General features: G+C 67.6%; 16 protein-coding genes. 7 read left to right on the plus strand and 9 right to left on the minus strand.

Annotated features, from left to right (window positions below; all coding sequences use genetic code 11):
• The 6 genes from B4M62_RS08330 to B4M62_RS08355 all read right to left on the minus strand — a co-directional run.
• Positions 1–1,343 (minus strand): ABC-F family ATP-binding cassette domain-containing protein (locus tag B4M62_RS08330; RefSeq protein ID WP_290706607.1); only part of this gene is annotated, 1,343 nt, incomplete at its 3' end.
• On the minus strand, positions 1,340–2,467 hold the full coding sequence (locus B4M62_RS08335; protein ID WP_290706609.1) for a lipase family protein: 1,128 nt from the start codon (positions 2,465–2,467) through the stop codon (positions 1,340–1,342). The genes B4M62_RS08335 and B4M62_RS08330, both read right to left, overlap by 4 nt.
• Positions 2,468–2,500: 33 nt before the next feature.
• Complete coding sequence (locus B4M62_RS08340) at positions 2,501–3,418, minus strand: 4-(cytidine 5'-diphospho)-2-C-methyl-D-erythritol kinase (RefSeq protein ID WP_290706611.1); 918 nt, start codon at positions 3,416–3,418, stop codon at positions 2,501–2,503.
• Between the two features lie 6 nt (positions 3,419–3,424).
• The gene (gene rsmA, locus B4M62_RS08345) at positions 3,425–4,324 is read right to left on the minus strand and encodes a 16S rRNA (adenine(1518)-N(6)/adenine(1519)-N(6))-dimethyltransferase RsmA (protein WP_290706613.1); all 900 of its coding nucleotides are present in this window, start codon (positions 4,322–4,324) and stop codon (positions 3,425–3,427) included.
• Entirely contained in the window at positions 4,288–5,442 is a 1,155-nt protein-coding gene (locus tag B4M62_RS08350; RefSeq protein WP_290706615.1) for a resuscitation-promoting factor, read from the minus strand. Before B4M62_RS08350 ends, rsmA begins: the two co-directional genes overlap by 37 nt.
• 152 nt (positions 5,443–5,594) lie before the next feature.
• Positions 5,595–6,437: a TatD family hydrolase gene (locus B4M62_RS08355; RefSeq protein WP_290706617.1), complete on the minus strand. Its 843-nt coding sequence runs from the start codon at positions 6,435–6,437 to the stop codon at positions 5,595–5,597.
• A gap of 202 nt (positions 6,438–6,639) precedes the next feature.
• Here B4M62_RS08355 and B4M62_RS08360 point away from each other — a divergent pair, with 202 nt between their 5' ends.
• Positions 6,640–7,236 (plus strand): dihydrofolate reductase family protein, encoded by a 597-nt coding sequence (locus B4M62_RS08360; protein ID WP_290706619.1) that lies wholly within the window; start codon positions 6,640–6,642, stop codon positions 7,234–7,236.
• A 106-nt stretch (positions 7,237–7,342) separates the two neighbouring features.
• Here the strand turns inward: B4M62_RS08360 and B4M62_RS08365 are convergent, their stop codons facing one another.
• Entirely contained in the window at positions 7,343–7,933 is a 591-nt protein-coding gene (locus B4M62_RS08365) for a TetR/AcrR family transcriptional regulator (protein ID WP_290706621.1), read from the minus strand.
• 571 nt (positions 7,934–8,504) lie between these two features.
• Between B4M62_RS08365 and B4M62_RS08370 the strand changes: the two genes are divergently transcribed.
• The 5 genes from B4M62_RS08370 to B4M62_RS08390 all read left to right on the plus strand — a co-directional run bounded on the left by B4M62_RS08370 (position 8,505) and on the right by B4M62_RS08390 (position 15,304).
• The gene (locus B4M62_RS08370; protein WP_290706623.1) at positions 8,505–8,906 is read left to right on the plus strand and encodes a hypothetical protein; all 402 of its coding nucleotides are present in this window, start codon (positions 8,505–8,507) and stop codon (positions 8,904–8,906) included.
• A gap of 524 nt (positions 8,907–9,430) precedes the next feature.
• The gene (locus tag B4M62_RS08375) at positions 9,431–10,186 is read left to right on the plus strand and encodes an HAD family hydrolase (protein ID WP_290706625.1); all 756 of its coding nucleotides are present in this window, start codon (positions 9,431–9,433) and stop codon (positions 10,184–10,186) included.
• Positions 10,183–12,555 carry a glycoside hydrolase family 65 protein gene (locus B4M62_RS08380; RefSeq protein ID WP_290706627.1) on the plus strand — a complete coding sequence of 791 codons (2,373 nt, stop codon included), beginning with the start codon at positions 10,183–10,185 and terminating at the stop codon, positions 12,553–12,555. Before B4M62_RS08375 ends, B4M62_RS08380 begins: the two co-directional genes overlap by 4 nt.
• Before the next feature lie 13 nt (positions 12,556–12,568).
• A complete protein-coding gene (gene metG / locus B4M62_RS08385; protein WP_290706629.1) occupies positions 12,569–14,134 on the plus strand; it encodes a methionine--tRNA ligase in 1,566 nt (521 codons plus the stop codon).
• Positions 14,135–14,140: 6 nt separating this feature from the next.
• Complete coding sequence (locus B4M62_RS08390) at positions 14,141–15,304, plus strand: aminodeoxychorismate synthase component I (RefSeq protein WP_290706631.1); 1,164 nt, start codon at positions 14,141–14,143, stop codon at positions 15,302–15,304.
• Positions 15,305–15,314: 10 nt separating this feature from the next.
• Here B4M62_RS08390 and rsmI read toward each other — a convergent pair whose 3' ends face one another.
• On the minus strand, positions 15,315–16,178 hold the full coding sequence (gene rsmI / locus B4M62_RS08395; RefSeq protein WP_290706634.1) for a 16S rRNA (cytidine(1402)-2'-O)-methyltransferase: 864 nt from the start codon (positions 16,176–16,178) through the stop codon (positions 15,315–15,317).
• Between the two features lie 119 nt (positions 16,179–16,297).
• Between rsmI and B4M62_RS08400 the strand changes: the two genes are divergently transcribed.
• Positions 16,298–17,851, plus strand: coding sequence for a dolichyl-phosphate-mannose--protein mannosyltransferase (locus B4M62_RS08400; RefSeq protein ID WP_290706710.1), 1,554 nt, complete (start codon positions 16,298–16,300; stop codon positions 17,849–17,851).
• On the opposite strand, the gene B4M62_RS08405 is transcribed toward B4M62_RS08400, so the two are convergent.
• On the minus strand, positions 17,802–19,412 hold the full coding sequence (locus B4M62_RS08405) for a BCCT family transporter (RefSeq protein WP_290706636.1): 1,611 nt from the start codon (positions 19,410–19,412) through the stop codon (positions 17,802–17,804). The two genes, B4M62_RS08400 and B4M62_RS08405, sit on opposite strands and share 50 nt — an antisense overlap.

The raw sequence follows: 19,412 nt of genomic DNA on the forward strand, positions 1-19,412 counted from the left end.
TCGAGGTCGTTGGTCGGTTCGTCGAGTAGCAGCACATTCGGCTCGGCCATCAGAACTCGCGTCAATTGGAGGCGGCGACGCTCTCCGCCGGAAAGGTCGCCGACCGGGGTGCGCTGACGGGCGGGAGAGAAACCCAGCCGCTCGGCAAGCTGACTGGCCGACATCTCCTTGTCTCCCACCATCATTCGGGTGGCGACGGCCTCCACTGCGTCGAGGACCCGCTGGTCGGGGTCAAGGTCGTCGAGTTCTTGGCGCAGCCAGCCGATCGACACCGTCTTGCCTTCGATCCGCCGGCCGGGCGCAACCGGCACTTCACCGGCCAGTGCGCGCAGCAACGTCGTCTTTCCGGAGCCGTTGACGCCGACCAGGCCGACCCGCTCGCCCGGGGTCAGTCGCCAGGTCAGGTCGTCGAGCAGAACACGGGAGGTGCCGTCCTGGGCCACCGGGGTCGTCAGGTGTGCGTCTTCCAGCTCAATGACGATGCGGCCCAGCCGCCGTTTGGCGAACGCCGACAAGGTGACGCTGTCACGCGGTGGGGGCACGTCGGCGATCAGCTTCTCGGCCGCCTCGATGCGATACTTCGGCTTCGACGTCCGCGCCGGCGGACCCCGCCGTAGCCAGGCCAATTCTTTGCGCGCAAGATTGCGCCGCCGCTCCTCGGCGGCATCGGCCAGTCGTGAGCGCTGCGCCCGCGCGAACACCCAGTCGTTGTATCCGCCGTCGTACTCGTCGACCCCGCCGCCGTGCACCTCCCAGGTGCGCTGGGCGACGGTGTCGAGGAACCAACGGTCGTGGGTCACGACGACAACGGCGTCGCCGCGCGCAACGAGGTGGTCGGCCAACCATTCGACACCCTCGATATCGAGGTGGTTGGTGGGCTCGTCGAGGATGAGGACGTTGGCGTCGGCCACCAGCGCTGCTGCCAGTGCCGCGCGGCGCCGCTGCCCACCCGACAGCTCGTCAGTGCGCCGGGTGAGCAGTTCGGCCACGCCGATGCCCGAAAGCACGTCACGGATCCGCGGATCCCCCGCCCATTCATGTTCGGCGAGACCGAGTGATCCGACGACGATGTCGGCGACCGTGGTGTCCGCTGGCAGCTCTGAACCCTGCGTGACGGTGGCGACACGCGCCTCACTCGCCCGCGACAGCCGGCCGCCGTCGGGCTCGGCGATGCCGGCCAGGATCTCGAGCAGGGTAGTCTTCCCGCCGCCGTTGAGGCCGACGACGCCGATCCGCTGACCGGCGTGCACCCCGACGCTCACCGACTCGAGCAGGGGTTTGATGCCGAAACTCTTGCTGATCTTCTCGGCGTTGATCAGTACCGGGTTGGCCGGGGCGGTCACCGAAAGTACCTCGCGACCGTGCCCATGGTGTCCGCCATCGACTGGCGGGTCACCGCCATGTGGTCGCCCGGGTACACGCCCATCGCCACCGCGACGCCGGCGGCGCGCAGCTGATCCTGCAATGCCAGGGTGCCGATCGGGCTGACGACGTCGTCGGTCAAGCCCTGTTCCAGACGTACCGGGCGAACGAAGCCGGTAGCCGGAATACCGGCGTAGTCCCGGAGTGCGGCCATGAACGCCGGGGAACTGCTCGTCGACCGCGCATACAGCGTTCCGGGCGCGACGGTGCGGAGCGCGACGACGAGATCGTGGACGCACAGATTGCGCGACTTGGCGACCCACTCCCGGCCGACGGGTGTCAGGTAGTCCAGGGCATGCACGTCGGGCCGCGCGTGGTTGAGCCCGCTCATCACATACAGACCAAAACCGGACATCGAGTTGAAGTAGCCGAGACTCGGGGTGCCGGGCTGCTGGAAGAGCGGCACGATCGTGGTGATCTGACTGGCCGGTGCGATCGCCACGGTGCCCAGCATCGTCAGCTCCGGCGCGTAGCGGGGTGCGACCCGCGACGCCCACAGCGCGGCGTGACCGCCCTGCGAATGCCCCAGCGACACCCATCGCTTGCCGATCACCGGGTCAATACTGCGCGCCGCCCGCACCATGTCGATCACGTTGAAGGCCGACGACCGGCCGCCGAGGTACTCGGCGACGCCGCCGCCACCGAGGCCGATGTAGTCGGTGGCGGTGACCACGTAGCCGCGCCGCAGGGCCCCGGAGATGGTGGGCTGGTCGCGGTCGAGGAGTTGCCCCGATTGCACGCTGGGCGCACACCTGGCCGAGATGCCGCTGGTGCCGTGGGCCCACGACACCACCTGCCAGCCGTCGGCGGGCACCGCGCGCCGGGGGTAGTAGACGGCACCGGTACTCAGCGCCGGCCGACCGTTCTGGTCGCGCGTCGTGTATCGAACGGCCACTCCGCGCGCGGCTTCGGACGGCAGGTTGACCGTGGGTACCGCCGATTGTGCCACCACGGTTCCGGTGACCGGGTCCGCCGACGCCGGCGGAGTCGCACACACGCTGGTCACCGCGAGAACCGCACCGAGGAACACCGTCACGATCCGCATGTGAGACACCCTATCGACCGCCCGACTACCCACTCAAACAATCCGGCACCCCGGCACTGGGCCGTGCGCGGTGCGCACGGACTTGGCCACGCCGCGACCGGCCAGTTCGGCGGCGACCCGCACCGCCGCCTCCTCGTCCGCGCACAGGAACGCGCACGTCGGCCCCGAACCGGAGACGATCCCGGCCAGCGCACCGGCATCGACCCCCGCGCTCAGCGTCCGGCGCAGCGTTGGCTGCAGCGACAACGCCGCAGGTTGCAGATCATTGTGCAGCAGCGCTGCGACCTGCTCCACCTCGCCCGCGGCCAAGGCCCGCAGCAGGTCGTCGGGCCGGTGCGTCACCGGCTCGGCGGCGGCTTCTTTGGCCCGCAGCCGATCGAGTTCGGCAAACACCGCGGGGGTGGCCAGGCCGGTCTTGGCGATCGCGAGCACCCAGTGGTACTGGCCGCGCGACAACACCGGCGAGAGCCGTTCCCCACGTCCGACGCCCAGCGCGGTGCCGCCGTGTAGCCCGAACGGCACATCGGAGCCGAGGTCGGCGGCCGCGGCAATCAGTTCGGCGCGACTCCAGCCGACGCCCAGCAGCCGGGTGCAGGCGAGCAACGAGGCGGCCGCGTCGGCGCTGCCGCCGGCCATTCCGCCCGCGACGGGGATCGACTTGCCGATCTCAATGGCCACTCTGGCATCCGGGTCGACGCGGACCGCCGCGCGCCCGGCAAGGTTGAGCGCGGGATCGTCGGGCACCTCGGCCGCCCCTTCGCCCGACGTCTGCACCGACAGCACGTCGGCTGCTCGTACGGTGACGTCGTCGAAGAGTGAAACCGCCTGGAACACCGTAGTCAGCTCGTGATAGCCGTCGGCTCGAACTGCACCGACACGAAGGTGCAGGTTGACCTTGGCCGCGGCACGCACCGTGATCGCAGCGGATCGCGCGCGGGGTTTGAGGGACACGAAACCTCAGGGTAGTGCAGTCCTCGCGAGCGCGACATAGTCGGCGACGCCGAGGCGCTCCCCGCGCACAGACGGATCGATACCGGCCGCCCGCAGACGGGCCTCGGCCTGCGGCGGCGAACCGGCCCACCCGGCCAGTGCGGCGCGCAACGTCTTGCGCCGTTGGGCGAAAGCCGCATCAATCACGGTGAACACCTGCTTGCGCGTCTCCGCGTCGCGCGGGTAGTCATCGGTCCGATCGATGCGCACGAGACCGGACTCGACCTTCGGCTCCGGCCAGAAGACGTTGCGACCCACCGAGCCGGCCCGCGACACCCGGCCGAAGTACCGGGCCTTGACGCTCGGTATGCCGTACACGCGGCTGCCCGGTTCGGCGGCCAACCGGTCGGCGACCTCGGCCTGCACCATGACCAGCGCGACCTGGAGTGAATCGACCTCCGACATCAAGTGCAGCAGGACGGGGACGGCGACGTTGTAGGGCAGGTTGGCGACCAACGCCGTCGGCTCGCCCGTCAAGTCCGACGCGGAGATCCGCAGCGCGTCAGCAGTAATAACTTCGAATGAATTCTGTTGTGCCGGAGCGTATTCGGCAACCGTCGCCGGTAGCCGGGCGGCTAATACCGGGTCGATCTCGACGGCCTCGACCGATCCCGCGGCACCGAGCAGCGCCAGCGTCAACGAGCCCAGCCCAGGCCCGACTTCCAGGACCCGATCGGCGGTCCCGACCCCCGCCGAGGCAACGATGCGACGCACCGTATTGGCGTCGTGGACGAAGTTCTGGCCGAGTGTCTTGGTCGGCCGCACCCCCAATTCGGCGGCGAGCCCGCGAATCTGGGCCGGGCCCAGCAGACGCGGCGACGGCGTCGTGGTCAGCGCAGGCCCAGTTTCGACGTGCACGCCGGCCACGCGCCCCATCCTTGCGCGGCCAGGGTCTTCTTGGCGATGTCGATCTGCTCCTCGCGGGTGGCGAGGTCGGCGCGCGGCGCATACTTGCCCCCACCCCACCGCAGCCAGGTGCCGGCGTCGAACTGGACGCCGCCGTAGAAACCGTTCCCGGTGTTGATCGCCCAGTTACCGGTGGCCTCACATTGCGCCAGCGCATCCCACACCGAGCCGTGCGGAACGTAGGGCGCGCCCGGCTTGGTCCCCACCCGTACGGTCGCCGCTACCGGCTGAACCAGCGTCTGCGAGTCCAGCTTGGTGCGCTTGACCTCTTTGCCGTTGACGACGGTCACCGTGTAGGTCACCCGCGCCTGGCCGGGCTTGCCCGGATTCTCGACGACCTTGCGGTCCCGGATGAGGTTCGCATCCGCTTTGGCGATCTGCGGCGGCGCCACGTTCTCCACTCGGGTCGACGCCACCGTGCGGATTCGCGTGACCGTCACGGCCATGTCCTTGGTTACCGGGGTGTTCGCGGCCGGCACCACCTTGTCGGTGGGCGCCAACGGTTTCCCGGTGCGGGCGAGCAGGTCGCCGACGGTCAGGGCACCGATCACCGGACGCCAGGTCACCGTGCCGTCGGTCACGGTCACCGGAACCGGCTTGCTGACCGCGATCACCGCGCCGGCCAGCGGCAGGGTGGTGAGGTCGGTGGCCGCCGCCCAGTTCGTGAGCTTCTGCTCACCCAGCAGTTCGTCGACGGTCGAAGCGGTGGTCGTCACCGCGCGTTTTTGCCCGTCCAGGTCGAGGGTGACCTGCTTGTGCCGTTTGAAGGTGACGGTCTGACCGTCGCGGAGCTTGGCCGCGGCCGCGGGGACGACGACATCGGCCGGCACCGGTGTATAGCCCTGTGCGCGGAGCACCGAGTCGACCGACAGCGCCATCGTCGACACCGTGCGGGACTGGCCGTCGACGTCGAGCGTGACCGTTTTGTGCGACGCGAGGCCGACGACGCCGCCCGCGGCAAGCGTGGCCAAGACGGCGCCGACCGCGATACGCGGCCGCAGAGACGTCGACCTGTTCACCCTGGTCAGGGCGCGCGGGGCTGCTGGCGCCGCCTTATGGCGGGTCACGTTGTGCGTCATCGATTCAAGTCCTGCTTCGTCGTTCCGTGTCTCCCTCACCCATCGACACGCCGACGGGCGGCCCGTTCACGACGGACATGTCACGAAATGATATCGAACTAGCGACTTTCCGGCCACCCGAAAGTGGACAACTAGGTGCTGAACAGCGACTTCTACGAGCTGATTCCATACACTCGGCGGGCATTGCCGCCCAATATCGCAGCCATCTCACCGTCGGACACGCCGCGCAACTCGGCCAGAAACCGTGCGGTGTACGGCAGACAATACGACTGATTGCGGCGCCCCCGATAGGGATGCGGGGTGAGGAACGGCGCGTCGGTCTCGACGAGGATCTGCCCGTCGGGCACGAGGAGCGCAGCCTCCTGCAACGTCTGCGCATTGCCAAAGGTCACGGTGCCCGAGAAGCTCAGCACATACCCCCGCTCGACACACTCGCGCGCTATCGCCGCGTCACCGGAGAAACAGTGCATGATCACCGTCTCCGGCGAGCCCTCGGCAGCCAGGATGTCCAGCAGCGCACGGTCGGCCTCGCGATTGTGGATCATCAGGGGCTTGCCGACCCGTTTCGCGAGATCGATATGCCAGGAGAACGCCTCGGCCTGTACCTGCGGCGAGGCACAGTCGGGCGAGCGCGACGGCCAGTAGTAGTCCAAGCCAGTCTCCCCCACGGCGACGACGCGCTCATGACGCGCCATCTCCTCGAGTTCGGCCTGCGTCTGCGCGGTGAGGTCGCCGGCATGCATCGGGTGCAGCGCCACCGCCGCGTAACACCGGTCGTCCCACTCGGCGGCCGCGATCGCCCACCGGGCGTCGACCATGTCGTCGGCCACCGTGACCACCTGTTCGACCCCCACCGCGGCGGCGTGGTCGAGGATGGCGGCCACGGTCTCCGCCGAGCGGCCGCCGCATGCGGCGAGGTGCGTGTGCGCGTCCACCAGTCCGGGCAGCTGCTGCGGATCGGGCGGAGGTTCGCGGCGGTCAGTCTTCTTGCTCACCGGTTCACCGTCTCATAGATTGGAGGTGCCCCTGTGCCGCCGGACGAGGAGTTCGGTCGCGGCGGCGTCCAGCGCGCACTGGCCGGATGAAGGGAAGCCGCATGGGACACGGGATGACCTGGACCGGAGTGGTGAAGAAGTCGCGCGAGCTGCTGGACGGCTCGAACTTGGTCACCGATGGCGGGCCGGAGCCTCACCGCACATGAACCTCACGGTCAGCCTGCAGGTCACCCTCGACGGCGTCGCCCAGGCGAACGGCGGCAACAACGAGGCGACGGACCCGGGATTCACCCGCGGCGGATGGGCGCTGCCGCACAACGACGGCGACGTCGTGCAATACATCCTTGACACCTGGCGGCGTCCCGACGCCTTCCTGCTCGGCCGGCGGACCTACGGCCTGTTCGAGTCCTACTGGGGCGCCCGCCGCGACGACCACAGCTTCGGCGAGGCGATCAGCTCGAAACCGAAGTACCTTGTCTCCACCACCGTGACCGAGCCGACATGGGAGCAGACGACGGTCATCACCGGCGATGTCGCGGCCCGCGTGCGCGAACTCAAGGCGCGGCACGGCGGCGAGCTGCTCGTGGTGGGCAGCACGGCGCTCGCCCGGTGGCTGCTCGAGAACGAGCTGGTGGACCAGCTGAACCTGGTGCAGTTTCCGGTCATCGTCGGCGAGGGCGAACGACTGTTCCCCGCACAGGGCCTGGATTTCGCGCTCGACCTGATCGACTCCCGCGTGTTCGGCACCGGCATCGTCGCCCTCACCTACGACGTGGTCGGTCGCCCCAACTACGCCTGAACGATCGTCGTCGAGACTCCGTCGGATTACCCGTGGAAAGGATCACGAGCAGATCGAGCCGACAGGGCCGCCGGACAGGCGCCGCGCCCGGTTGAGTCGCACGGGCCTACGTGGCGTCGCCCTCGACCGCAAACGCCACTATCGCTTTGACGAGTGTGCGCCGTTGCGCCGACGCCGGCGATGCCTCCGGCTCCAGAAGCCAGCGCAACACGTAGCCGTCCATGAAGTTCATCGCAAATAGCCCCAGCTCATCAACATCGATCGCCCAGTTCACCCTCGCGACCTCGGCGCACGTAACCAGCATCGCCGTGATGTAGGCAGTATTCAATCGGTACTGGAGCAGAGCGGTGTCGAGTATGGGACCACCGCCACGGATGCCGTTGGTGGCGATCTCGTAGGTCACCAACCGCCGTGTCGGCGTCGAAGAGATGATCCCCCACCAGGACTCCACGGCCTGGGTCAACAGGTTGTCCAGGCCCGCAACTCCACGCATGTCTGTTGCACCGGGCGGTAACTGTCCAGCGACTTGAACCACCTGATCAGCCAATTCCAGAGCCACTGCACGAACCAGTTCGTCCTTGCTCGGATAGAAGTACTGCAGCGTGCCCAAGGAGACACCGGCGGCCACCGCGACATCCCTCATCGTGAACGACGAGAACCCTAACCGCTCGGCCAACTCGACCGCCGCTTCGAGCAACTGCCGCCGCCTGGCCGAGGCTGTCATCCGTGGAGCCACGAGGTTGAGGGTAGCTCTGCGTCCACCCAGTCCAAGAAGTTCGATCGGTTGACCATCGGTATTCGTACGATTTTGGTATCTGTCAGTCGTACGATTATGGTATCTGTCAGTCGTACGATAAGTCTGTCCGACAGTCGGTCGCAGTCCTACCCTCGACTCCTAGAACTCGCAACGAAAGGCCAGTTGAGAATGAAGAGATTAGCCTCGAGTCATCGCCGGATATTCGGCGCCACAGTCGTCATCGGTGCGCTTTTCACCGGTTCCGTAGCCGGAGCATCCATCGCCGCTGCGGACGACGGCCCACCGGAACCCGGTCAGAATCAGATGCAGGGCCCCAACAGTGGGCCACCCGAGCCCGGCCAGAATCAGTTTCAAGGTCCCGGACAGACGCCAAGCCCGAAGAAGCCCGCACCGAAGGCCGGATTCTGGTTAGGTCCGTTCTGGATCGCTACCGATTCCTAAGCTAGAGCGCCCCCCACCTCGGTGGGGGGCGCCTTTGTATGTCGCCCCGCGAAAGGACTGCAGAACCACAATGAATAAAGATGCATATTCTCGACGCCGCGCACTGATCACTCTCGCCGCCGCCGGGCTAATTCCGGGCATCGTGGGCGGTGCCTCCCAGGCTCAGGCCGAAACCTTCACCATCAACGCGGTCGCAGACGGCAACACCATCGCAGCCAGCTCGTTCGGCGCTCCCGAATGGGGCGATCCAGACAACAACGGCTGCGCCCTGGTAGACGTTGGCCGCGGCCGAGTCATCGGATCTGGAAATCGCGATAGCGCCAACCCCGGCCGCATCTACATCAAAAGTGAACCAGTGGCGAACGGCACATATACGGTCGCCATCCGGTGCTACACCGGATTCTACTCGTCTTCGGTGGTCTCCAACCGTGTCGTCGTCACCGTTCCCGGAGCTCCGGGGTTCGGCAGCTAGTCTCCACACTCCCCGAGTTGCCTGAAACTAAAGGACCTTATCGTGAGACTTGTACGCAATTCCAGGCTCGCCGTTGCCATTGCAACGATCACAGCGTTCGGCGGCCTCGTGATCGGCGGCGTCGTGAATGGCAGTGGCGGAGCGGTTGCCGACGTAAATCCGCCATCGCACCACGGGTTCGGCGCATTCAATCCGAAGCTGCACAAACAAGGCGACCGGTGCACCGCTGCCGGGCGCCGCGGCGTGTGGGTGGTGGACCATTCGAAGTCGAACCACCGCTGGGTCTGCGACACCGACGACGGCCTGCCCACCTTCAACCCCAGCGCGCACGCAAAAGGTGATTCCTGCACGAGCAACGGCCGAGTCGGCGGGTGGATGCCCATCGATAGCGGACACGGGCGGGAGTGGGTGTGTTACACCGACCGCTGAGCATGCCCGGTGCATGTCAAATCACCATTTCCTGACATGCACCGAACGTGGTTGTCGCCGCGCAGCGCATGCAAGATTCGCGTAGCGTGTTCCCAATGCTGGGGCTGCCCGAATCCGTCACCGTTGCACTCTTCGACCTCGACGGTGTGTTGACAGACACCGCCTCGGTCCACCTGACCGCGTGGACCGAGGCGTTCAACAACCTCCTGCCCGACATCGTCGACGACGACGGCCACACCCCGGCGCCGTTCACCGAGTCCGACTACCGCGCGCATGTCGACGGGCGGCCCCGCGAAGACGGTATCAACGCCTTCCTCGCCGCCCGCCGGATCACCGTCGACCCCGATACCGTCGCAAAACTGGGGCAGGCGAAGAACCGCCGCTTTCTGGCAATCCTCGATCGCGACGGCGTGACCCCCTACCCCGACGCCGTCGCCTACCTGCACGCCGCCCGCGACGCCGGCCTGGGCATCGCCGTGGTGACCTCGTCGCGCAACGGTGGACCCGTCCTCGAGGCCGCCGGTCTGACCGAGTTCGTCGCGGTTCGGGTCGACGGCAACGACATCGTCGAGCGCCACCTCGCGGGCAAACCCGCACCCGACTCCTTTCTGCTCGGCGCAGAGCTGATGGGCGTTGGCCCCGCGGGTGCCGCCGTCTTCGAGGACGCGGTATCCGGGGTGGCGGCCGGATCTGCGGGCGACTTCGCCGCCGTGATCGGCGTCGACCGCACCACGAGCGAAACCCAGCCGAGCCCGCACGCCAAGGATCTCGCCGGCGCGGGTGCGACCGACGTCGTCACCAGCCTGGACCGGCTGCGCATCGGCGGGCAGCCGGAAGGAGCACCGCAATGACCCACTCCCATCCCGATCCGCACGGCCCCCTTCGCGAGATGGGCTTCGAGGTCCACCCGTGGCGACTCCAATGGAGCGGGCTGCGCGTCGACATGCTGGCACGCACCGAATCCCTGTTCGCACTCTCCAACGGCCACATCGGCCTGCGCGGCACGTTCGAAGAAGGCGAGCCGACCGTGTTGCCCGGCTCCTATCTCAATGGGTTCTACGAGTTGCGCGGCCTGCCGTACGCCGAATCCGGCTACGGCTACCCCGAATCGGGGCAAACGGTTGTCAACGTGACCAACGGCAAGATCATCCGGCTGCTCGTTGAAGACGAGCCGATGGATCTGCGCTACGGCACCACCGAGTCGCACACCCGGACCCTGGACTTCCGCACCGGCACGCTTCAGCGCGAAACCGTCTGGACATCGCCGACCGGCCGGACGGTGCGCATCCGCTCGGAGCGGTTGGTGTCGTTCACCAAGCGGGCAATCGCCGCCATCCACTACGAGGTGGAACCGCTCAGCGAGGACATGACCCTGGTCCTGCAGTCCGACCTCCTCGCGAACGAGCCCATCCCCGTGCCGGGCAACGACCCGCGCCTCGCGGCCGCCCTCGATTCGCCCCTGGTGTCGGACATGGCCGACAGCCGCGGCTACTCCGCCGTGCTCGCCCACCACACGCGCAACTCCGAGCTATACATGGCTGCGGGCATGGACCACATCCTGGATCTGCCGTCGGACGCGGAAACATCGATCCGCGCCGACGGCGACCTGGCGCGGCTGACCGTCTCGGCGACCGTGCCGCGAGGGCAGAAGCTCACCCTGACCAAGTACATCGGCTACGGCTGGTCGGCCCGGCGCTCGGTGCCGGCACTCGGCGCGCAGGTCGAAGCGGCACTCGCACTGGCCGTCGACACCGGCTGGGACAAGCTCGTCGCCGAGCAGACCGCCTACCTCGACGACTTCTGGCACGACGCCGACATCGAACTCGACGGCGACCCCGAATTGCAGCAGGCGGTGCGCTTCGCGCTGTTCCACGTCTTACAAGCCGGCGCGCGCGGTGAATCTCGTGCCATCCCGGCCAAAGGGCTAACCGGGCCCGGCTACGACGGGCACGCGTTCTGGGACACCGAGAGCTTCGTGCTGCCCATGCTCACATACACCCTTCCGGTCGCCGCCAGCCAGGAACTGCGGTGGCGGCACGCGACGATGGACAAGGCGAAGGCGCGCGCCGCCGAGCTGGCCCAGAAGGGCGCGATGTTCCCGTGGCGGTCCATCAACGGCGACGAGTGCTCGGGGTATTGGCCGGCCGGGACCGCCGGGGTGCACGTCAGCGCCGACATCGCCAACGCCGTCGCCCGATACCTGAACGCGACGAACGATGAACAGTTCGACGTCGAATGCGGCGTCGAACTACTCGTCGAAACCGCGCGCCTGTTCTCCGGCATCGGTCACTTCGACATGAACGGCGAGTTCCGGATCGACGGTGTCACCGGGCCCGACGAGTACACCGCAATCGTCAACAACAACGTCTTCACCAACCTCGCGGTGCAGCAGAACCTGCGCGACGCCGTCGCGGCCGTCCGACGGCAACCGGAGGTGGCCCGACGGCTGGCCGTCACCGACGAGGAGACGGCGCGCTGGGAGGCATGCGCCGACGCGATGTGCATCCCCTACGACAAGCAACTCGACATCCACCAGCAGTGTGAGTCATTCACCCTGCTCGGCCAATGGGACTTCGAGGCGTCCAAGGACCGCTACCCGCTGCTGTTGAACTACCCGTACTACGACCTGTACCGCAAGCAGATCGTCAAGCAGGCCGATCTGGTCTTCGCCATGTACACCCGCGGCGACGCCTTCGACGACAACGCCAAGAAGCGAAACTTCGACTACTACTACCCGCTGACAGTGCGCGACTCCTCACTGTCCGCGTGTTGCGAGGCGGTCGTCGCCGCCGAGGTCGGCTACCTCGACCTCGCCTACGACCTGATGTGCGAGTCGGTGTTCACCGATTTGCACGACCTGCACGCCAACGTCGAGTCCGGCTTGCACATCGCGGCGCTGGCCGGCGCCTGGATGGACTGCGTTGCCGGATTCGGCGGGATGCGCGACTTCGGCGGCAACATCACCTTCGCCCCGCGCCTGCCAAAACGGTTGACCTACATGTCGTTTCGCATGATTGTCCGTGACTCGTCGATCGTCGTCGCAATCGACCGTGAAACCGCGACGTATCGCTTGCTGTCGGGCTCCTCGATCACACTGGCGCATCACGGCGCGGAGTTCGAGCTGGACGGGACGCCGGTGACCATGCCGATTCCGGAACGGCCCGCACTGGTTCCACCCCTCGCGCCGCCGGGGTGTGAGCCGTATAGCCGTCCCGAGTAACCTGACTGGCACTATGGCCAGCCACTCCTCCTATGGCGAGTACCGCCCGTTCTACCTGACGACGGCGATCGCCTACCCCAATGGCGCCCCGCACATCGGGCACGCCTATGAGTACATCTCCGCCGATGCCTTGGCGCGGTTCAAACGACTCGACGGCTTCGACGTGCGGTTCCTCACCGGCACCGACGTCCACGGCCAGAAGATGCAGCAGACCGCACAGGCCCAGGGAATCGCCACCGCCGAGTTGGCGTCGCGCAACTCGGACGAGTTCCAGGCACTGCAGGAGCGGCTCGGCTCCAGCTTCGACCGCTTCATCCGGACCTCCGACGACGATCACAAGCGGGCGTCGACCGAGATCTGGAATCGGATGGCGGCGGCCGGTGACATCTATCTAGACAAGTACTCGGGGTGGTACGACGTCCGTGACGAGACCTTCTACGCCGAGGTCGACACCACCGTCGGCGACGACGGTCAGCGCGTGGCCGGCGACAACGGCCACGTCCTCACCTGGACCGAGGAGCAAACGTACTTCTTCCGCCTGTCGGCCTACACCGACCGGCTGCTCGCGCTCTACGACGAGGAACCGGGCTTCCTCGGGCCCGAAAGCCGCCGCAACGAGATCGTCAGCTTCCTGCGTGGCGGTCTCACCGACTTGTCCATCTCACGCACCACGTTCGACTGGGGCGTGCCGGTCCCCGGCAACGCCGGCCACGTCATGTACGTGTGGGTCGATGCACTCACCAACTACCTGACCGGGGTGGGCTTCCCCGACGACACGGCGCTGTTCGACCGGTACTGGCCGGCCGATCTGCATGTCATCGGCAAGGACATCATCCGGTTTCACTGCGTCTATTGGCCGGCGTTTCTGATGAGTGCGGGAATCGAACTCCCCAAGCGGGTCTTCGCGCACGGATTCCTCTTCAACAACGGCGAGAAGATGAGCAAGTCGGTGGGCAACGTGGTCGACCCCGTCGAACTGATCGACGCGTTCGGCCTCGACCAGGTGCGCTACTTCTTCTTGCGCGAGGTTTCCTACGGCCAGGACGGCTCCTACTCCGCAGAGTCCATGGTCGCGCGGATCAACGCCGACCTCGCCAACGAGTTCGGAAACCTCGTCCAGCGCACCTCCTCGATGATCGCGAAGTACTTCGACGGTGCGGTCCCCGCGCCGGGCGACTACACCGACGCCGATAGCGCCCTGCTGCGGCAGGCCGCCGAACTCCTACCAACGGTGCGTGCGCACTTCGACGCGCAAGCGATCCACCTCGGCCTCGAAGCGCTGTGGCAGGCCCTCGCCGAGGCGAACCGGTACATCTCCGCCCACGAGCCGTGGAAGCTGGCCAAGACGGATCTGGCGCGCACGGCATCGGTGCTCTACGTCTGTGCCGAGGTGGTCCGCATCGTCGCCCTGCTGACCCAGCCGGTGATGCCGCTGTCCAGCAGGCAGATTCTCGACCAACTGTCGGTACCGGCCGCCGACCGGGACTTCACCGCCGTCGACCGGCGCCTGACGCCCGGCACCGAACTGCCCCGGCCCACCCCCGTCTTCCCGCGCCTCGAGGCGCCCGCGCGGGACTGATCGGAGATGAGCCCCAGCGCGCTCGACGTGCTGCGGTCGTTGCACCGGCACACGCGCGAGGAGGGGCTGCCGCCGCCGGCGGCACTCATCGGTTCCTGGTTCGGGGCCGAGGCCGTTATCGCGCCCTCCCTCGAACTCGTCGCGGGTCTGGGTCCGCCCGATCATCCCGATCGGTTCTGGTTGGGGCACCTGGGCTTCCCGGTCCACAGCGAGCATGCGCCTTTTCCCAGTGTGGCGGGCGGGCTCGCCGACGCGATCCTCATCCTGCGCGGCGGTCAATGGTCCTATGCCGATGTGACGGGCGCGGCGTGCCCGGGCTGGATCACCGACGTGCTGACCTCTCCCCCGCCGCGGACCGAGCCGGTGACCGGGCACTGGCACGAGCCGTCGGCCCACCGCCGCGCCGACCACGGCCGGGCGGTGGCGGACGCGCTGGCGGCGATCGCCGCCGGCGAGATCTACCAGGCGTGTATCTGCACCCGCGTCGACGGGCGCCTGCGGGGAGAGCCGATCGAGTTCTTCGGGACCGTCGCCGCGGCCACTGCGCCGGTGAAGGCCGCCTTCCTCCAGGGGCCCTGGGGCACCGTCGCGAGTTTCTCCCCCGAATCCTTCCTGCGCCGCCGAACCGGCGCCGTCACCTCGTCGCCGATCAAGGGCACCGCGCCCGCGAGAGCCGATCCCGGCGTGCTGGCCGCCTCGGTCAAGGATGTCGCCGAAAATGTGATGATCGTCGACCTGGTCCGCAACGACCTCGGCCGGGTCGCACGCGTCGGGTCGGTGACCGTGCCCGAGTTGCTGACGGTCGTCGGCGCCCCCGGTGTGTGGCACCTGGTGTCGACGGTGCGGGCCGAGCTCGATCCCACCGTCGGCAACGATGCGCTGTTGGCCGCGACCTTCCCGCCCGCCTCGGTGACCGGCACACCCAAGATCCGCGCAGCCGAACTGATCGGCCGGTGGGAGTCCCGGCCGCGCGGGGTCTACTGCGGGGCGGTCGGTATCGCCGGGCCCGAGCACGAGCTCGACCTGTCGGTCGCCATCCGGACCGTTGAAGTCGATCGTGACGGTGCGATGCGCCTGGGCGTCGGCGGCGGCATCACCATCGACTCGGTCCCCGAGCGCGAATGGCAAGAGTGCCTGGACAAGGCGGCCGCCATCATCGCGGCGACCTGATCGCCGGCACTCATGCGTCGTGTGCGGCCTCGTAGAGTTCGCGCTTGGACGCCCCGGTCTCCTCGGCGATCTGGGCGCACGCGTCCTTGAGACGCATCCCGCCGCCGGCCAGGGTCCGTACCCGGCCCACAAGATCGTCGATCTCCGGGACCTGCGCCGCTCCCGGTGCCAGCACGACGGTGATCTCCCCCCTGACCCCGTCGGCCGCCCATGCGGCGACGTCGTCGAGACGCCCCCGACGCACCTCTTCGTAGGTCTTGGTCAACTCGCGGCACACCGCGACGCGCCGGTCCGGGCCGAGCGCGTCGACGGCGTCGGCGAGCGTGTCGGCCAGCCGGTGCGGCGATTCGAAAAAGACGACGGTGCGCGGCTCGGCGACCAACTGGGCCAACCACTTCCGCCGGGCGCCGGGTTTTCGTGGAGCGAAACCGTCGAAGCAGAACCGCTCGCACGGCAGTCCCGAAACGGCCAGCGCCGTCGTCACCGCCGAGGGGCCCGGCAGGCAGGTGATCGGCAGGCCGGCGTCGGCGCAGGCGGCGACGAGCCGAAACCCCGGGTCGCTGACCGACGGCATTCCCGCATCGGTGACGACGAGGACGGTGTGCCCGTTCTCGATGGCTTCGACCAGCCCGGGGGTCCGAACGGCCTCGACCTGGTCGTAGTAGCTGACGATCCTCCCGGTGATCACCACCCCCAGCCCGGCGGCCAGCGCACGGGTGCGGCGGGTGTCCTCGGCGGCAACGATGTGGGCCGAGGCCAGTGCCGCCCGCAGGCGCGGCGACGCATCGCCGTACTGTCCCATCGGCGTGGCGGCCAACACCAGGGCGCCGGCAGCGGGGCCATCCCCCCTTGGTTTCGCGTGCGCGGCACTCATGGTTGACCAGCCTAGGCGCAACCTCGGTCGCGCCCACTACCATCGACCTGGTGACGACCGCCGACGACAACGCCACCAGCAGTTGGCTCGTCGTTCGGCCGAGCGGCACGCCCAGGTCGATTTCCTCGCCGGGCGGCGTCGAGGACCTTGGCCGCAGCCCGGGCAGAACGATTCCGGACCCCGTTTTCGGCGCCGCGGACCGGCGGCGCGGACTCCTGGTGGGGATCGTCATCGCTGTGCTCGCCAGCCTCACACGACTGTGGGATCTGACGCATCCCACCGACAAGGGAACCCCGGTCTTCGACGAGAAGCACTATGTCCCGCAGGGCTGGCAGGTGCTCACCGGCGCGAACTGGATCGAGGACAACCCGGCCTACGGCCTCATCGTGCACCCGCCGGTCGGCAAATGGATGCTTGCGATCGGGCAAGCCGTGTTCGGCTACACCCCGATGGGCTGGCGGATCGTCTCGGCCCTGTGCGGCATCGCCATCGTCGTCATGGTCTATTGCGCCGCCCGCCGGCTCGCCCGCTCGACGCTGGTCGGCGCGATGGCGGGCATCCTCGCCATCTGCGACGGGGTGCTCTTCGTCCAATCCCGCATGGGCATGCTCGACATCTTCCAGACCTTCTTCGTCGTCGCCGCGTTCACCGCGCTGATCGCCGACCGCGACCAGATGCGCCGCCGGCTCGACGACGCCTACCATCGTCGCGGACCGTTCTCCGGCGCGTACGGCCCGCGGCTGGGCTTCCGCTGGTATCGCTTCACCGCGGGTGTGCTGCTCGGCCTCGCGTGTGGCACGAAGTGGTCCGGCATCTACTTCGTTGTCGCGTTCACCCTGATGTCGCTGGCGTTCGACGTTGCCGCGCGCCGCGCATACGGGGTCGAGCGGCCGTGGGTGGGCGTGTTGGCACGCGATCTCCTACCGTCGTCGCTGAGCCTGGCCGTGATGCCGGTCCTGCTCTACCTCGGCTCTTTCGCCCCGTGGTTCGCCTCGGAGACCTCGGTGTACCGCTACCAGGTCAGCGGCGGGGGCAGCGGCGCCCTGGGCTGGGTGCCGGCGGCGTGGCGTTCCCTCTGGTACTACCAGTCGGGGATCCTCAAGTTCCACGAAGGGCTGACCAACGCGGCCGGCAACCACCACCCGTGGGAGTCGAAACCGTGGACGTGGCCGATGGGGCTGCGCCCGATGCTGTATGCGGTGGAGACGGGACCGGACCGCTGCGGCGCCGACGAATGCGCGCGCGTGCAGATGCTGATCGGCACCCCGGCGATCTGGTGGGCCGCACTTCCCGTCCTCGCGTGGGCAGTGTGGTCGTTCGCGGGCCGCCGGGACTGGCGGTACGGGGTGGTTCTCGTCGCCTATGGCGCGGCATTCGCACCGTGGTTCGCCAACATCGACCGGCAGATGTACTTCTTCTACGCGACCCTCATGGCGCCGTTCCTCATTATCGGCCTCGCCTTGTGCCTCGGTGACGTCCTGCGCTATGGCGCGACGATCCCCAGGCGCGCGAACGATTCACCCTCGGATCGCCAAATCCTCATCGTCGGTCTGGTTGCCCTCTATCTGGCGGTGGTCATCCTCAACTTCGCCTGGCTGTGGCCGGTGCTGACCGGCGTGCCGATCACGAAACTGCATTGGCATCAAGAGATTTGGCTGCCGAGCTGGTCGTGACGAGCGGATCGTGGCGGATGTCCCGCACGAAGGACACACCGAGGGCGATCATCACGATGACGAACGGTAGGGCCGCCAGGATCGCCATCTGCTTGACCCCGGTCAGCGCATCGGCACTTCCTTCGCCGCCGCCGACGACAAGCAGCAGGAGCGCCACCCCACCGGTCAGCACGCCCCAGAAGACGGTGATCCAGCGGCTCGGCTCGTGGGCACCGCGTTGCGACAAGGTGCCCATGACCAGTGACGCGGAATCGGCGCCGGAGACGAAGAAGATCGCCACCAGGACCATCACCAAGACCGAGGCGATCCCCGTCAGCGGGAGATGGTCGAGGACGCGGAATAGCAGGTCCTCCTCGTCGCCGGCCGATCCGACGCGGTAGTTCGCGCCCTCGTTCTGCTGTCGGATCGCGGTACCGCCGAAGATGGCGAACCACACCAGCGACACCGTCGACGGCACGATCATCACGCCGACGACGAATTCGCGAATCGTGCGGCCCCGGCTGATCTTCGCCAGAAACATGCCGACGAAAGGCGTCCACGAGACCCACCACGCCCAGTAGAAGATGGTCTGCTCGGCGAGCCACTGTTCGCCGGCCCCGTCGACCGTCGCCGAGGATCGTGCGGCCATCGCCATGATCTGGTCGAAGTAGGAGCCCAGCGTCGTCGGAATGACGTTGAGGATGAACACCGTCGGTCCGACCAGGAACACGAAGACCGCCAGAATCAGCGCCAGCACCATGTTGATGTTCGACAACCACTGGATACCTTTGGCGACACCCGACACCGCCGACGCGACGAAGGCCGCGGTCAGCACGGCGATGATCGCGACGAGCATCATCTTCGACGGACTCGACACCCAGTTCACCGCCTCCAGTCCAGAGCCGATCTGCAGTGCCCCCAAGCCCAGCGAGGCGACGGTGCCGAACAGCGTCGCGACGATGGCAAGCCCGTCGATGACCTTCCCGGCCGGGCCGTTGGCGCGCCGCGATCCCAGGAGCGGCGTGAAGGCGGCAGACAGCAGCTGGCCGCGGCCCTTCCGATACGTCGAATAGCCGAGCACCATGCCTACCAGCGCGTACATCGCCCACGGGTGCAAGCCCCAGTGGAACATCGTGGTCGCCATCGCCGCCGGTAGATGGTTCCCCACCGTCCCCGGCGGGGTCCTCACCGTGGCACCCGGGGGTTCCTGCAGGTAGTGCAGCAAGGGCTCGTAGGCGCCGAAGAACATGAGCCCGATTCCCATGCCCGCGGCGAACATCATCGAAATCCAGCTGATCGTCCGGTACTCCGGCTTCTCGCCGTCGCGGCCCAACGGAATGCGGCCATACTTGGTGAACGCGACGACCAGCACAAAGACGACGAACCCACTGGCCGCGACGATGTAGAGCCAACCCATGTTGGCGGTGACCCACGTCATCGCGCTCGTCGTCGCGACACGCATCGAATGCGGGGCTACGATTCCCCATCCGACGAAGGCAAAGACGACGACAGCGGTGCTTCCGAATACCGCATAGTCCAGCCGAGGCTTGCTGACAACGTTCCGTACCCGGCCGGTTTCCAC

It is taken from the genome of Gordonia sp. UBA5067, assembly GCF_002414845.1.
GTDB lineage: Bacteria > Actinomycetota > Actinomycetes > Mycobacteriales > Mycobacteriaceae > Gordonia > Gordonia defluvii.

Coding starts and splice junctions, on each gene's coding strand:
- B4M62_RS08335 (WP_290706609.1), bottom strand. CDS start 2,467: ATGCGGATCGTGACGGTGTTCCTCGGTGCGGTTCTCGCGGTGACCAGC.
- B4M62_RS08350 (WP_290706615.1), bottom strand. CDS start 5,442: ATGACGCACAACGTGACCCGCCATAAGGCGGCGCCAGCAGCCCCGCGC.
- B4M62_RS08360 (WP_290706619.1), top strand. CDS start 6,640: ATGAACCTCACGGTCAGCCTGCAGGTCACCCTCGACGGCGTCGCCCAG.
- B4M62_RS08370 (WP_290706623.1), top strand. CDS start 8,505: ATGAATAAAGATGCATATTCTCGACGCCGCGCACTGATCACTCTCGCC.
- B4M62_RS08375 (WP_290706625.1), top strand. CDS start 9,431: ATGCTGGGGCTGCCCGAATCCGTCACCGTTGCACTCTTCGACCTCGAC.
- B4M62_RS08380 (WP_290706627.1), top strand. CDS start 10,183: ATGACCCACTCCCATCCCGATCCGCACGGCCCCCTTCGCGAGATGGGC.
- metG (WP_290706629.1), top strand. CDS start 12,569: ATGGCCAGCCACTCCTCCTATGGCGAGTACCGCCCGTTCTACCTGACG.
- B4M62_RS08390 (WP_290706631.1), top strand. CDS start 14,141: ATGAGCCCCAGCGCGCTCGACGTGCTGCGGTCGTTGCACCGGCACACG.
- rsmI (WP_290706634.1), bottom strand. CDS start 16,178: ATGAGTGCCGCGCACGCGAAACCAAGGGGGGATGGCCCCGCTGCCGGC.